Origin of the sequence: Solimonas soli DSM 21787, from assembly GCF_000474945.1 — a bacterium.
In the GTDB taxonomy this organism is placed as follows: domain Bacteria; phylum Pseudomonadota; class Gammaproteobacteria; order Nevskiales; family Nevskiaceae; genus Solimonas; species Solimonas soli.
This window is the reverse complement of the sequence record NZ_KI440836.1, coordinates 527,678-542,001: the sequence shown is the minus strand read 5'-3', so window position 1 is coordinate 542,001 and position 14,324 is coordinate 527,678. Positions and strand designations below refer to the sequence as shown.

At 71.3% G+C, this 14,324-nt stretch carries 12 protein-coding genes and 1 pseudogene; all 13 read right to left on the bottom strand.

The window, feature by feature from the left end; genetic code table 11:
* A partial coding sequence (locus K344_RS0114635; RefSeq protein ID WP_028080805.1) for an acyl-CoA carboxylase subunit beta occupies positions 1-1,565 on the bottom strand: 1,565 nt, incomplete at its 3' end.
* Positions 1,566-1,628: 63 nt separating this feature from the next.
* A complete protein-coding gene (locus K344_RS0114630) occupies positions 1,629-2,129 on the bottom strand; it encodes an acyl-CoA carboxylase biotin carboxyl carrier protein subunit (protein WP_028080804.1) in 501 nt (166 codons plus the stop codon).
* 3 nt (positions 2,130-2,132) lie between these two features.
* Complete coding sequence (locus K344_RS0114625) at positions 2,133-3,653, bottom strand: acetyl-CoA carboxylase biotin carboxylase subunit (protein ID WP_051362258.1); 1,521 nt, start codon at positions 3,651-3,653, stop codon at positions 2,133-2,135.
* Between the two features lie 10 nt (positions 3,654-3,663).
* The gene (locus K344_RS21915) at positions 3,664-4,398 is read right to left on the bottom strand and encodes a TetR/AcrR family transcriptional regulator (protein ID WP_051362257.1); all 735 of its coding nucleotides are present in this window, start codon (positions 4,396-4,398) and stop codon (positions 3,664-3,666) included.
* Positions 4,395-6,170, bottom strand: a complete 1,776-nt coding sequence (locus tag K344_RS0114615; protein ID WP_028081289.1) for an acyclic terpene utilization AtuA family protein — start codon at positions 6,168-6,170, stop codon at positions 4,395-4,397. Before K344_RS0114615 ends, K344_RS21915 begins: the two co-directional genes overlap by 4 nt.
* Before the next feature lie 205 nt (positions 6,171-6,375).
* Complete coding sequence (locus K344_RS0114610; RefSeq protein WP_028081288.1) at positions 6,376-7,170, bottom strand: enoyl-CoA hydratase-related protein; 795 nt, start codon at positions 7,168-7,170, stop codon at positions 6,376-6,378.
* Between the two features lie 208 nt (positions 7,171-7,378).
* Positions 7,379-8,377 (bottom strand): DedA family protein/thiosulfate sulfurtransferase GlpE, encoded by a 999-nt coding sequence (locus K344_RS0114605; RefSeq protein WP_051362256.1) that lies wholly within the window; start codon positions 8,375-8,377, stop codon positions 7,379-7,381.
* Between the two features lie 62 nt (positions 8,378-8,439).
* Positions 8,440-9,358: pseudogene (locus tag K344_RS21910) on the bottom strand (Gfo/Idh/MocA family protein).
* Positions 9,359-9,402: 44 nt separating this feature from the next.
* Positions 9,403-11,103, bottom strand: a complete 1,701-nt coding sequence (locus tag K344_RS0114595) for a PQQ-dependent sugar dehydrogenase (protein WP_084197472.1) — start codon at positions 11,101-11,103, stop codon at positions 9,403-9,405.
* Between the two features lie 71 nt (positions 11,104-11,174).
* Positions 11,175-11,915, bottom strand: a complete 741-nt coding sequence (locus tag K344_RS0114590) for an adenosylcobinamide-GDP ribazoletransferase (RefSeq protein ID WP_028081285.1) — start codon at positions 11,913-11,915, stop codon at positions 11,175-11,177.
* Positions 11,916-11,919: 4 nt separating this feature from the next.
* Positions 11,920-12,504 carry a histidine phosphatase family protein gene (locus tag K344_RS0114585; protein ID WP_028081284.1) on the bottom strand — a complete coding sequence of 195 codons (585 nt, stop codon included), beginning with the start codon at positions 12,502-12,504 and terminating at the stop codon, positions 11,920-11,922.
* A gap of 1 nt (position 12,505) precedes the next feature.
* Positions 12,506-13,588, bottom strand: a complete 1,083-nt coding sequence (cobT, locus tag K344_RS0114580; protein ID WP_211234556.1) for a nicotinate-nucleotide--dimethylbenzimidazole phosphoribosyltransferase — start codon at positions 13,586-13,588, stop codon at positions 12,506-12,508.
* Positions 13,589-13,791: 203 nt separating this feature from the next.
* Entirely contained in the window at positions 13,792-14,319 is a 528-nt protein-coding gene (gene cobU / locus K344_RS0114575; protein WP_043114514.1) for a bifunctional adenosylcobinamide kinase/adenosylcobinamide-phosphate guanylyltransferase, read from the bottom strand.
* Between the last annotated feature and the right edge of the window lie 5 nt (positions 14,320-14,324).

Sequence of the window (14,324 nt, the reverse complement as noted above, 5' to 3'; positions counted from 1 at the left end):
TTGAGCGCCGCGGAGATCGACATGCCGAGGGCGTTGCGGGTGTCGACCGGGTCGAGCATGCCGTCGTCCCAGATCTCGGAAGTCGTGTAGTACGCGCTCTGCTTGCGCTTGAACTCGCCGAGCACCGGATCGCGGATGGCGTCGATGTCGGCCTGGCTGAGCTTCTGGCCCTGCCTGGCGAGCTGGCGGATCTTGACGTCGGCGAGCGTGTTGGCGGCCTGCTCGGCGCCCATCACCGAGGTCTGCGACTGCGGCCAGCTGAACAGCATGCGCGAGTCGAAGGCGCGGCCGCTCATGCCGTAGTTGCCGGCGCCGAAGGAGCCGTGGCACATGACGGTGAACTTCGGCACTTCCGAGTTCGACACCGCCATGATCATCTTGGCGCCGTCCTTGGTGATGCCGCGGCGCTCGTATTCCTTGCCGACCATGAAGCCGGTGATGTTCTGCAGGAAGATCAGCGGCACGCGGCCCTGGTTGCACAGCTCGATGAAGTGCGCGCCCTTGAGGGCGCTGTCGTTGAACAGCACGCCGTTGTTGGCGAGGATGCCGACCTTGTAGCCCCACAGGTGCGCGTAGCCGCAGATCAGGGTCTTGCCGTAGGCCGGCTGGTATTCGTGGAAGCGCGAGCCGTCGACCAGGCGCGCGATCACTTCCTTCATGTCGAACTGCGCCTTGATGTCGCGCGGCAGGATGCCGTACAGCTCGCGCGCGTCGTAGTACGGCGCTTCCGGTTCCTGCCACTCGATGGGCGATTTCTGCGGCCGCTTGAACTGCGCGACGATGTCGCGGGCGATGGCGATCGCCTCTTCCTCCGAAGCGGCCGGATAGTCGGCGGTGCCGGACACGCTGGTGTGCATGTCGCAGCCGCCGAGCTCGTCGACCGACACGTCCTCGCCGGTCGCGGCCTTCACCAGCGGCGGGCCGGCGAGGAAGATCGCGCCGGTGCCGCGCACGATGACGTTGTAGTCGGACAGGCCCGGCACGTAGGCGCCGCCGGCCGTGCAGTGGCCGAGCACCACCGACACCTGCTGCACGCCCATCTTCGACAGCATGCACTGGTTGCGGAAGATGCGGCCGGCCATGTACTTGTCGGCGAACAGATCCGCCTGCAGCGGCAAAAAGCCGCCGGCCGAGTCGCAGAGATGCACGACCGGCAGGCGGTTCTCGATGGCGATGTCGAGCGCGCGCACCGTCTTCTTCACCGTCAGCGGATACCAGGCGCCGCCCTTGACCGAGGCGTCGCCGGCGTTGATGACGACCTCGCGGCCGGAGACGATGCCGATGCCGGTCACGCAGCCCGCGCCCGGCACCTCGCCGCCATACGCCTCATTGGCGGCCAGCGACGAGAACTCGAGGAACGGCGTGCCCGGATCGAGCAAGAGGTTCAGGCGCTCGCGCACCAGCAGTTTCTTCTGGTCGCGCAGGCGGTCGATGTCGCGCTGCGGGCGCGAATGGCGGACCTTGTCCTGCTTTTCCTTGAACTCCTCGGCGAGACGGCGATTGTGCTCGGCGTTGGCCTGGAAGTCGGCGGAAGCCGTATTGAGCTTGGATTCAATTCTTTTCATGCCTGTACTTCCTGTACGAGCCGGCGCCATCCCTGGCGCCGGCTGTCAAATGGGTTCCGTGCTTTATCCGGCGGCACGTTCAAGGCTGAGCAGCAGCGCATCGCGATCGAAGGTCTGGCCCTTCTCGTAGGCGACGGCGGCGACCACGCCGTCGCGCGGCGCGGCGATCGTCGTCTCCATCTTCATGCTCTCCATGACCAGCAGGGTCTGGCCCTTCGTCACCGCATCGCCGGCCTTGACCGACACGGCGACGATGCTGCCCGGCATCGGCGCGCGGATGTGGTCTGCGGCGCTGCCGCCCGCGGCCGCGGCGAGACGGTCGAGCGGATGCCGGTAGCGCAGCTGGTAGGCCTCGCCGTCGAGATGCACGAAGACGTCGTCGCCGCGCGTGGCGACGACGACTTCGAGATGGCGCTCGCCCAGCGTCAGCCAGGCGCGGCCGTCGGCGGCGACGGCGAGATCGACGTCGAGCACCTGCTCGCCGACGTGCAGGCGATAGGCCCGCGCCGAGCGCGACAGCGCGATGTTGTGCTCGGCGTCGCCGAGCCTGAAGGCGTGTTGCATCGATTAATTCCTCCAGCCGCCGATCGCCGCATGCAGATCGGGCACCGCGTCGGCGACATCGCGCATCGGCCGCGTGCTGAGCGCCGCGGCGGCGAGCAGGGCCTGCAGCGTCTGGCTCGGCAGTTCCGGTTCGGCGGCGATCTGCGGGTTGGCGTCGAGAAAGCCGGTGTGCACATCGCCGGCGACGAAGGCCGGATGGGCGATCAGGCGGCGCAGGAAGGCCGTGTTGGTCTTGCAGCCGAGCAGCACGGTTTCCTTCAGGGCCTTGTCGGCGCGGGCGATCGCGTCCTTGCGATCCGTGCCGCGAATGATCAGCTTGGCGATCATCGGATCGAAGGCCGAGGTCACCTCGCCGCCCTGCAGCACGCCGCTGTCCCAGCGCACGCCTTCACCCTCGGGCGGGTGCAGCACGAGGATCGGCCCGGTGGTCGGCGTGTAGCCGCGCGCGGCGTCCTCGGCGTAGATGCGGAACTCGATGGCATGGCCCTGCGATTTCACATCGCCCTGTCCGTAACCCAGCGTCTCGCCGGCGGCGACGCGCAGCTGCTCCTGCACCAGATCGATGCCGGTGATCTCCTCGGTGACCGGATGCTCGACCTGCAGGCGCGTGTTCATCTCCAGGAAGTAGAACTCGCCGCCCTGGCCGAAGATGAACTCGACGGTGCCGGCGTTGCGGTAGCCGATCGAGCGCGCGATGCCGGCGGCCGTCTCGCAGATCTTCGCGCGCAGCGCCGGCGACAGCGCCGGCGACGGCGTCTCCTCGACGATCTTCTGGAAGCGGCGCTGCACCGAGCACTCGCGCTCGAACACATGCACGACGCCGCCCTGGCCGTCGCCGAGCACCTGCACTTCGATGTGGCGCGGATTCTCGATGTAGCGCTCGCAGTACAGGCGGCCGTCGCCGAAATAGCGCTGGCCTTCCGAACGGCCGCGCTCGATTTCCTGCTCCAGCAGCGCCAGATCGCGGACGATGCGCATGCCCTTGCCGCCGCCGCCGGCGCTCGGCTTGATCAAGAGCGGCGCGCCGACCTGGCGCGAGCGCTCGACGAAGCTCGCCGGATCATCGTCCTCGATCGCCGAGGGCGCGACCGGGAAGCCGGCCTTCTCGACGTAGGTGCGCGCGCGCACCTTGTCGCCCATCAGGTCGATCTGCTCCGGCGTCGGGCCGATGAAGCGGATGCCGGCCGCCTCGACGGCCGCGCAGAAACCCTTGTTCTCCGACAGGAAGCCGTAGCCCGGATGGATCGCGCCGGCACCGGCCGACTTCGCGGCGGCGATGATCTGCGCGCCGTCGAGGTAGGCGGCGACCGGCGTCGCGCCGCTGATCTCGATGGCCTGATCGGCCATCTTCACGGCGGCCGTGCCGCGATCGGCGGCGTGGTAGACGACCACGCCCCTCAGGCCGAGCTTCTGCACCGTGCGCAGCACGCGCACGGCGATCTCGCCGCGATTGGCGACGAGCACGGTAGTGAAGGGCCAGTTCTTGATGTCGGGCGTCGGGGTCTCGGTGATCGGCGCAGCCATGCGCGGCTCCTTACTTTCTCTTCTGCGTTGCTTTTTCGAGACGCGCGGCGAGCGCGCTGAGTCGCCGCAGGCCGTCCTGTTCGTCGCGGCTGCGCGCGATGCCGTCGCAGAGCACCGCGGTGATCTGCTCGGCGGCGGCGTCGATATCGAGTTCGCCGCGTTCGTCGCGGCCGCCGGCGGCCGCGGCGACGGCGCGCGCCACGTAGGGCCAGCTGTGGTGTTCGATCGCGCCGAACACCATGTCGCGCAGCAGCGTCGTCGGAATGTCATCGCGGAATTCGCCGCCGGCGCGGCCTTCGTCGATGACGCCGACGAGGAACTGCGTGTACTGGCGGTTCATCGCATGCAGGCCGGAGCCGCGGTAGTCGGCCTCGCCGTGCACCTCGCGGAACATCAGGCGGCACAGCAGCGGGTAGTCGCGCACCGAGCGCAGGTGGCGCCAGACCAGCAGGCGCAGGCGCGCGCGCGCGCCGCGCACGCCGGCCAGGTCGCGCGCGTAGTCGCCGAACATTTCCTCGTACCAGTATTCGAGGACCTTGAGCAGCAGCTCGCGCTTGGTCGCGAAGTATTTGTAGATCGTGCCTTCGACGACGCCGAGGCGCGCGGCGATCTCCGACACCGCCGTCGCCTCGTAGCCCTTTTCGCAGAACACGTCGCGCGCCGCCTGCAGGATTGCGGCGACGCGCTCGCCGCGCTCCATGCGCGGCGCCGGACGTGCGGCGACCTTGGCAGCGACGCGGCTCACGCCGACGTCAGCTCCAGCGAGGCCGGCACCTGCAGCGGGAAGTCCATGAGGATCTGCGCCAGCATCTTGCCCTGCGGATCGAAGCGCAGGCTGGCGGTGCCGCCGCCGCCGAGCGCGCGCTGCATCAGGAAGTTGAAGCCGTGCAGGCCGGGAATCTCGAAGCGCTCGACCGGGCCTTCGCAGAAATGCGCGAAGTACTGGCGCACCGCGTCGCTGCTCAGCTGCTCGCGCAGGATCGCCACGTATTCCGGCTTGCGCGCCAGCACGCCGATGTTGCCGGCATCGCCCTTGTCGCCGGAACGGCCATAGGCGAGCGCGATCAGCGGCACGGTCCGGGTCGGGCCGCTGATCGCCTGCGCCTTCGGCACGACGGTGGCCGCCGGCGCGGCCGGCCGGGCGACGCCGTAGGCGGCCGCCGGCAGTTCATATGGCTGGCCATCGACCTCGATCTTCACCGCGCGCTTCGGCACCAGGCAGGAGAACAGGCGCACCAGCGGCGTCGGCGTCGGGCGGCCGCCGAAGAAGCCGGTGATGCCCTGCGCCATCGCCGTCGCCGGCGGGATCACTTCGCGGCCGAACAGATCGAGCGCCTTGCTGTCGGCGTGCTGCACGGCGATCTTCAGCAGCACTTCGCGCGCATCGCGGCGACGCGCATTGGCGCCCCAGTTCGCTTCGCTGCCGAGCACCTCGACGTCCGTGCGCAGGTAGTCGGCGAATCCGCGCGCGGCGAACAGCGCCCGCGTGCGTTCGAGAATGGCCTTGCCGACCGCATCGGCCTTTCTCACCGCGTCGATGCCGCCGATCATCATCAGCGCCGTGGCGCGGAAGCCGTCCTGGTAGGTCGCCGAAACCTTGTAGGCATCGGTCGGCGCGTAGCCGCGCGCGCCGCTCACTTCAACCTGGTTCTCAGCGATCTGCGTCAGCTGGATGTTGCGCCAGTCGCAGGACACGTCGGGCAGGAGATACGCGCCCGGATCGCCGATCTCGTAGACGATCTGCTCGGCGATGGTGTCCGGCGCGACGCGGCCGCCGGTGTTGGAGGGCTTGGTGACGACGAAGCGGCCGTCCGCCTTGCAGACCGCGATCGGGAAGCCCATGCGGGGCCAGTCGGCGGCCACTTTCTCCCAGTCGGTGCTGGCGCCGCCGGTGGCCTGCACGCCGCATTCGATGATGTGGCCGGCGAGGCTGCCCGCCGACAGCTTGTCGTAGTCCTCCGCCGCCCAGCCGAACTCGTGGACCAGCGGCGCGAGCACGACGGCGCTGTCGACGCAGCGGCCGGTCAGCACGATGTCGGCGCCCTGGCGCAGCGCTTCGACGATCGGGAAGGCGCCGAGATAGGCGTTCATGCTCCACAGCTTCTCGGGCATCGCCGCGCCCGTGAACATTTCCTTGACGCCGGCGAACTCGGCGGCGCGCGGCAGCAGATCGTCGCCGGTGACGATGGCGATCTTCAATTCGACACCGAGCGCCTTCAGCTTCTCCTCGATCGCCGCCTTGCACGCGGACGGGTTCACGCCGCCGGCATTGGTGACGACCTTGATGCCGCCGCTCTTCAGCTTGCCGGCGAGGCCGGCGACGACCGAGGGGAAATCGGTCGCGTAGCCGGCGTTCGGGTCCTTGGCGCGCGCGCGCGCCAGCAGCGACATCGTGATCTCGGCGAGATAGTCGAGCACCAGGTAGTCGATCTCGCCCGAGTTGACGAGCTGCTTCGGGCCTTCGGCCGAGTCGCCCCAGAAGCCGGCGCCGCAGCCGATGCGGATTTGATCTTTCATTGCCGATGACCTGGATGTGCGCCGCCGCAGCGGCGGACCATTTCGAATGGAGTCATAGGGGGTCCTCTGCGCCTCGGGGCGGAGAGGGTCGGGCGAGGTGGGGAACCGGCGTCGCGCGGCGGGCTACGCAAGGGCTCACCTCCCCTGACCCTTCCCCCCGCCATGCGGGCGGAGGGGAACGTGACATGACGGCTCATTTGTCGGCTCAGTTTCCCGTGAAGTTCGGCCTGCGCTTTTCCTCGAAGGCCGCCATGCCTTCCTTGGCGTCCTGCGTCGACGACATCACCGGCACCATGGCCTGCGCGTATTCGAGCGATTCGCGCAGGCTCATGTCGCGAATGGCGTTGAAGGCCTGCTTGCCGAGGCGGATCGCGGTCGGCGACTTGTCGGTGATGCGCGCCAGCAGCCAGTCGAGCTTGGCGTCGAGCTCGGCGCGCGGCACCACGTAATTGACGACGCCCCATTCGAGCGCTTCGGCGGCGCTGAACTGCTCGCCGGTGATGCACATCTCCTGCAGACGGCGCGGCGGCAGCACGCGCAGCATGTACGGCAGGATCATCATCGGCGTCAGGCCGATCTTCGCCTCCGTGGTGCCGATGCGGATGTCGTCGGCGGCGATCGCCAGGTCGCAGGCGCAGAGCAGGCCGAAGCCGCCGGCCATGACGTGGCCGTTGACGCGGGCGACGACCGGCAGCGTGCATTCCTGCAGGCGCTTGAACAGATCGACGATGTAGTGCCTGGGCCGCGCGAAGTCGACGGCGAAGGCGAAGCCCTGCGTGTTCTTGGCGAGATCGGCGCCGGCGCAGAAGGCCTTGTCGCCGGCGCCGGTGATGACGATGGCGCGCGACTGGCCGTCCGTGCTCGCCGCGGCGATCGCCTGGTCGATCGTGCGCACGACGCGCTCGTTGAGCGCGTTGCGCCGCGCTTCGCGGTTGAGGGTGATCCACAGCACCGCGCCGCGGCGCTCGACCAGCACGGGATTCTCGTTGACGTCCGCCATGACTTCTCCTGCGTGGCGCTCACCAGTCCCCCGGAGCGAGGAGCGGCGATGGCCTGGGCCTGAATTTCCGGCAGCGTGCCGGGCTTCTGGTGAGTCCGCCTCACCCATTCAGCGGAGAGCCTAGCGGGCGGCGACGCGGCAATGGAGATTTCCGCCGCGCGACGCGGCGACGGGCCGGCCGGCGGGCGGCGCGCGGCGCGACGGCGGATCAGGGGCGGGCGAGCTCGGCCGCGCCGCAGGCCTGCGCCGCGTCGGCGGGCTCGCCGTCGAGCGCCTGCAGCGGCCAACCGGCGGCCCGCCAGGCGTCCAGGCCGCCGAGCAGCGGCCGCACGTCGTGAAAGCCGAGCCCACGCATGCGCTGCGCGAGCTGGGCGGCGCTGATCTCGTTCGGGCAGGCGCAATAGACGACGATGCTGCGGTCACGCGGCAGATCGGCCAGCGCCAGGTCGAGCACGTCGGGTTCGGGCGTGATCGCGCCGGGAATCAGCCAGGGGTCCTGCTGGCGGTTCAGCGCGGTGCGCACGTCGATCAGCAGCGGCGCATCGCCGGACGCCATCCGCGTGTACAGCTCGTCGACCGAAATGCGGCTCGCCTGCAGCTGGCGCAACAGACGCCGGCGGCGCCACCAGCGCTGCGCGATGAAGCCGGCGAGCACCAGCAGGACCACATAGCCGAAGCCCAGGCCGACGGTCTGCAGCAGGCCCAGCAGCGCATCGATCTGCCCGGACAGCAGGCCGCCGAGCGCGAGCCCGGTCGCCACCCACAGCGCCACGCCGACCAGGTCGTGGGCGGCGAAGCGGCGGAATGGCACCAGCGACAGGCCGGCCATCGGCACCGAGACGACCGACAGGCCCGGCAGGAACCGCGCGACGAGCAGGATGCGCACGCCGCGCCGCGCGAAGAAGGTCTCGGTACGGCGCACGCAGCTGTCGCGCGACAGGGACAGGCGGCAGAGCATGCGCAGCACGCGAAAGCCATGGCGCCGGCCGGCCATGTACCACACGGTATCGCCCGCGAAGCCGCCGGCCACGGCGCCGGCGAAGCTGGCGGCGAGCACGGCGACGCCGCCGTCGGCGCTGACCGCGGCGCTGCCGGCATAGATCAGCGCCGGCATGGTCGGCACCGGCAGGCCGAGCGCGGCCGCGGAAACACAGAGCGCCGCGAGCAGCGGCGCGAGCAGTTGCGGATCGAGGGCCTGGAGCAGCATCGCGGAACCCGAGCGGCCGGACGCCGCCGTTTCAAGCCCTCAGTATCGCATCGCGGCGCGCGCTACCAGTCGAAGGCCGCCACCATACGCCGCTCGCCGCGCAGGAAGGCGTCGGCGACATGGCGCAGCGGACGCAGGTCGACGTCGCTCGCCCCCCTCCCTGATCAGCTGCACGAAGCGCGCGTAGAGTCCGCGGTACTCGGCTTCCGGCGGCAGTGGCTGCGCGGTGCCGTCGACGAACATCGCCGCGCCACCGCCCGCAAGGCGCAGCGTGCCGGCGTCGGTGACGATCTCGATGTCCCAGGTCTGCGTTCCGGTCTGCAGGAAATCGAAGGAGGCGCGGATGTCGATGCCGGCACTGTCGGCGAACGTCAGTTCGGCGGCAATCGGCGCCTGCCGGTTGGCCGGAAAATCGAGCGTCGCCTGCTGCAGGAAGAAGGCGCGCGGCAGGACGTGGGTGACGATCGACAGCGCATTGATGCCCGGATCGAACACGCCGAGGCCGCCGGCGGCGAAGATCCAGTCCTGGCCGGGATGCCAGTGGCGGACGTCCTCGCGCCAGTCGATGCGCACGCTGCGGATCGGCTTGCGCTGCAGCCAGGCGCGCGCCGCTTCGACGCCGGGCGCGTAACGCGAGTGCCAGCTGGCGAACAGCGTCAGGCCCTGCGCGCGAGCCAGCGCGGCGAGGTCGTCCACTTCGCTAAGCGTCGCGCCGGGCGGCTTCTCGAGAAAGACATGACGGCCGGCCTGCAGCGCCGCGCGCGCCTGCTCGTAACGGCCCTGCGGCGGCGTGCACAGCGCCACCGCGTCGACGCGACCGGCGGCGAGAAGTTCGTCGATGTGCAGGTAGTGGTCGACGCCGTCGATACGCGCATGGCGGCTCGCCGCGGCGACGAGCGTGATGCCATCGGTCGCCACGATCGCCGGCAAGTGCTGGTCGCGAGCGATCTTGCCGATGCCGACGAGTCCGAGCTTGATCATCGAAGAACCTCTCGAATCAGGGGCGCCGAGCATGGCGCGGGGGATCAGGGTTGGCCGGCGACGCGCCAGATGCGCCCGCCGAGGTCGTCGCTGACCAGCAGGGCGCCGTCGCGGGCGATGGCGACGCCGGCCGGGCGCCCCCGGACGTGATCGTCGTCGGCGACGAAGCCGGTCATGAAATCGACGTAGCCGCCGTCCGGCACGCCGTCCTGCATCGGCACGCGCACGACCTTGTAGCCGGTGCGCTTGCTGCGGTTCCAGGACCCGTGCAGCGCGACGAAGGCATCGCCGCGATAGCGCAGCGGCAGCGCGCCGGGCGCCGTCGCGCCTTCGTAGAAGACGATGCCGAGCGCCGCCGAATGCGCTTGCAGCAGGACGTCCGGCACCGTGACATGGCCGCGCAGCTCGGGCCGCGCGCCGGCGAGGCGCGGGTCCTCATGATCGCCGAGGTAGTACCAGGGCCAGCCGTAGAACGCGCCTTCGCGCACGCGGGTGACGTAGTCCGGCACCAGATCGTCGCCGAGACCGTCGCGCTCGTTGACCGCGCACCACAGCGCGCCGCTCGCCGGCTGCAGGCCCAGGCCGACGCAGTTGCGGATGCCGTTGGCGAAATGGCGCGGCGGCGTCCTGCCGAGCGGATCGGTGACGAGCACGGTGGCGCGCGCCTCCTCGCCGCCCCAGGCCGCGCCGACGCCGTGGCGGGCATCCCAGTCGGCGAGCTGCGCGGCGCTCTGCTTCGGCAGCAGGCCTTCGGCGACGTTGGAGGCGGAGCCCACCGCGATGTACAGCGCGCGGCCGTCGGCGGAGAACTGCAGATCGCGCGTCGCGTGCCCCGCCGCCTGCGGCGACAGCCGCGCGACGATGGTCTGCGGCTGGCCGCGGGCCTGGCGATCGCCGCTGCGGTAGGCATAGCGCACGACCGAGTTGCGGTTGGCGACGTACAGCCACTGCGCCTCGCCGCTCACCGGATAGAAAGCCATGCCGAAGGGCGCGTCGAGGCCGGCGGCGTAAATGGTTCCGTCGGCGCCGTCCGGCGCGGTCGCCGCGCCGTCGACGTAGGGCAGCACGCGGATGCGGTTCGAGGCCGACTCGGCGACGAACACGTCACCGTTCGGCGCGACGCGAATCCGCCGCGGCGCGGCCAGGCCTTCCGCCCAGGCACTGACCACGAGACCGGACGGCACCTTCGGCAAGGCGCCGTCGCGGCGCGCCGCCGTTGCGCTGCCCTTGCGCGCCGAGGGCGTGCTGTACGGCGGCGGCAGCTCGGCGGCGACGATGCGATGCGCGACCTCGGGCGCATCGCGGTCCCAGTCGCCGGAGCGGCGGCGCGCCGCGGCGCCGCCATCGCCCTCGGCGGCGGCCGCCGGCGCGACCGCGCGCGTGGTCGCCAGAAAGGCGATCAGCGCGCGGCGTTGCGCGGCATCGGCGATCGCCGTCGTCATCGTCGTGCCGGGGACGACGCGCGTCGGCGCGGCGAGAAAGCGGTCGAGCGTGTCGCGGTCCCAGTGCAGGCGCGCGTCGCGCAGCGCCTGCGAATAGGCGAAGTCCGCTTGCGCGGCGCCGGCGCGGTCGACGATCCCGGCAAGGTCCGGGCCCGTCGCGCCGCCGGGCAGATCGCCGCCGGCCGCATGGCAGAGCAGGCAGTTCTCCGCGAACAGCGCGCGACCCTGCGCCGGCACGTCGGCGGCGGCGAGCGCCGGCAGCAGCGGCAACAGCAGCGAGACGAGAGGGCGCCAGAGGCTCATGCCGGACTCCGTTTCCCGGGGGCTGACCACAGTACGTCAATTCACCACGCGCGACGAATGCGGCGGCGCCCTCACAGCAGCGCGAGCTGCGCCGCAAGCTCGGCCAGTTCGATCAGCGCGCCGGCGACGTCTCCGGTGAAGCCGCCGAGGCGGCGCAGTGCCAGCGCGCGCACGACGAGCAGCGTCACGGCGACGGCCGCGATGGCGGGTCCCGCGAACGCGGCAAGGGCCAGCGTCACGGCGAGCGTCACCGCGACGGCGGCGCGGCGATCGAGCTGCGCCGCCAGCACGCTGCCCAGGCCACCGCTGCGCACATAAGCGGTGCTGACGAACAGCGGCAGCACGGCGGTGCGCGCGAGCAGCGGCGCGAACAGCGGCGTGATAGCCGCGCACGGCCGTTGCAGCAGCGCCTGCAGCGCAGCGAACTTCAACAGCAGCACGAGCACCAGGATGACGATCGCGGCGGTGCCGCAGTGCGGGTCTTTCATGATCGCCAGCGTGCGCGCCCGCCCGTCGTCATCGACGCCGTGGCCGCCGAGCCAGGCGTCGGCGCAATCGGCGAGACCGTCGAGGTGCAGCAGGCCGGTCGCCAGCGCCCAGACCGCGAGCAGCAATGCCGCCTGCAGCGCAGGCGGCAGCGGCTGCAGGAGCCAGGCGAGGCCGGCCAGCAGCGCGCCGAGCAGCGCGCCGACGGCCGGATACCAGAGCAGCGAGCGGCCCCGCGCACGGTCGTCGGGTATGGCCGCGAGACGGATCGGCAGGCGCGTGAGGAACTGCAGCGCGATGAAGAACGGATGCGCTGGCACACGCATCGCTTCAGGCACTCGCCCGCGCGGCATCGCGCACGCGCAGCGCCGCGCCGTCGCGCTCGATCGCGAAAGCGAAGCGCGCCGCGTGCGGCACGTCGATCGTCATCAGCGCGCCGAGCGGCAGCCCGTCTCGGGCGGCGATGGCGATGCGCAGCGGGCCGCCGTGCGTGACGATCAGCGCCGTGCCGCCGCCGGCAAGCTCATGCAGCGCGGCGAGCACGCGCGTCTGCAGCGCCGCCAGCGTTTCGCCGTTCGGCGGCGGATGACCGAGCGGATCGCGCCAGAAGGCGGCGAGCGCACCGGGCGTGCGAGCATGCAGCGTGGCGACCGGCACGCCATCCCAGTCGCCGAAGTCGAGTTCGGCGAAGCGCGCGTCGAACGACAGCGGCAGACCGCGCGCGGCGGCAAGCATGCGTGCGAACGCGGCGCAGCGCCGGCGCGGCGAGCTGACGATGCGACTCCAGCTGCCGCCAGCGCTCGCCGTGCGCATCTGCACGAGACCCGGCTCCGTCAGCGGCGGATCGCTGCGGCCGATGTAGCAGGCCGGCTGCGTCGTCGCGCCGTGGCGCAGCATCTCGATGCGCAGCGCCACTTCAGTGCGCCGCGTCGCGGCCGGCGACGCCGGCTTCGCCGAAGGTCGCCATCTGCGCGTGCAGCGCGCAGGCCGCGCGCAGCAACGGCACGGCCACGGCGGCACCGCTGCCTTCGCCGAGGCGCATGCCGATATCGAGCAGCGGCCGCGCCGCGAGGGCTTCGAGAATGCGCAGATGGCCCGGTTCCGCCGAGCGGTGGCCGTACAACAGCCACGGCGCGCAGGCCGGCGCGAGGCGCGTCGCCACCAGCGCGGCGCTGCCGGCGATGAACCCGTCGACCAGCACCGGCACGCCGAGCTGCGCGCAGGCAATGAAACTGCCGGCGAGCGCGGCGATCTCGAAGCCGCCGAGACGGCGCAGCACCTCGCGCGGATCGTCGAGCGCGGCCGCGTGCAGAGCCAGCGCGCGCTCGATCACCGTGACCTTGCGCGCGACGCCGGCGGCGTCGAGCCCGGTCCCGGGGCCGGCCAGTTCGCGCGGCGCGATGCCGAGCAGGGCGCAGGCGAGCGCCGTGGCGCTGGTCGTGTTGGCGATGCCCATGTCGCCGCCGATGAACAGCTCGGCGCCGGCCGCGTGCGCGCGCTGCGCGGCGGCACGGCCGCTGCCGAGCGCCTGCGCGAGCTGCGCCGCGCTCATCGCCGCCTCGCGCGCCAGGTGGCCGGTCTGCGGTGCGATGCGTTCGTCGCGCACGCGCGGCAGCGCCAGGCTCGCGCCGACGGTGCCGAGATCGATGACTTCGAGCGGGGCGCCCAGCGCCTGGGCCAGCACGCTGATCGCCGCACCGCCATGTGTACTCGAGCCGGCGATGTTGGCGATCATCTGCGCCGTCACCGCCTGCGGAAAGGCCGACACGCCGTCAGCGGCGACGCCGTGGTCGGCGGCGAACACGCTGATCCATACCCGTTCCATGCGCGGGCGAACGCGGCGCTGCAGCGCCGCGAGGCGGACCGCGATTTCTTCCAGCGCGCCCAGCGAGCCCGGCGGCTTGGTCAGTTGCGCCTGCCGTTCGCGCGCGGCCTGGGCGCTCGCGGCGTCGGGCGCGCGGATGGCGTCGTGCAGCCAGGACGGCGCAGGCTCATTCAATACCGGCAGCGGCAACCCATGATCGTTCACGGCGTTCCTCGAAGCATGCAATGCAACGGTTTCCTCTTCTTCATCGCGGAGCGAGGCGGCGAGGCTCGGGCTGAGGGGCACACGCTCGTCGCATCGCTCGATTCATTTTTCCCCTCGTCCCAAGCCTCTCCTCGGGCAAATATCGGGGACAGGGCGTTCATCGGGATGCGCTCCTACAAAGTCCCCTTGAGGGCCAGCGGCAGGCCGGCGATGGTGAAGACGACGCGCTCGCTGAGCGCGGCGAGGCGCTGGTGCAGCACGCCGGCTTCGTCGACATAGCGCCGCGTCAGCTCGCCGAGCGGCACCACGCCGAGCCCGGTCTCGTTGCCGACGAAAAAGACCGCGCCGGGCAGCATCGGCGTGACGGCCAGCAGCGCCTCGCGCTCGCGTCCGAGCGCGGCGCCGTCGTCGGCGAGCAGCAGATTGGTCAGCCACAGGGTCAGACAATCGACGACGAGCGCGCGGCCCGGCGCCGCGTGCGCCCGCAGCGCGGCGGCGAGCGCCAGCGGTTCCTCGATGCACACCCAGGCGGCGGGGCGCCGCTCGCGGTGCGCGGCGATGCGCGCGGCCAGCTCCGCATCGTCTCGCGCGCAGGCGGTGGCGATGTAGCGCACGTCGTCGCCGTGCGCGGCGGCGAGGCGCTCGGCGAGGCGGCTCTTGCCGGAGCGCACGCCGCCGAGGATCAGGGTCCTGCCGCTCATGTGCA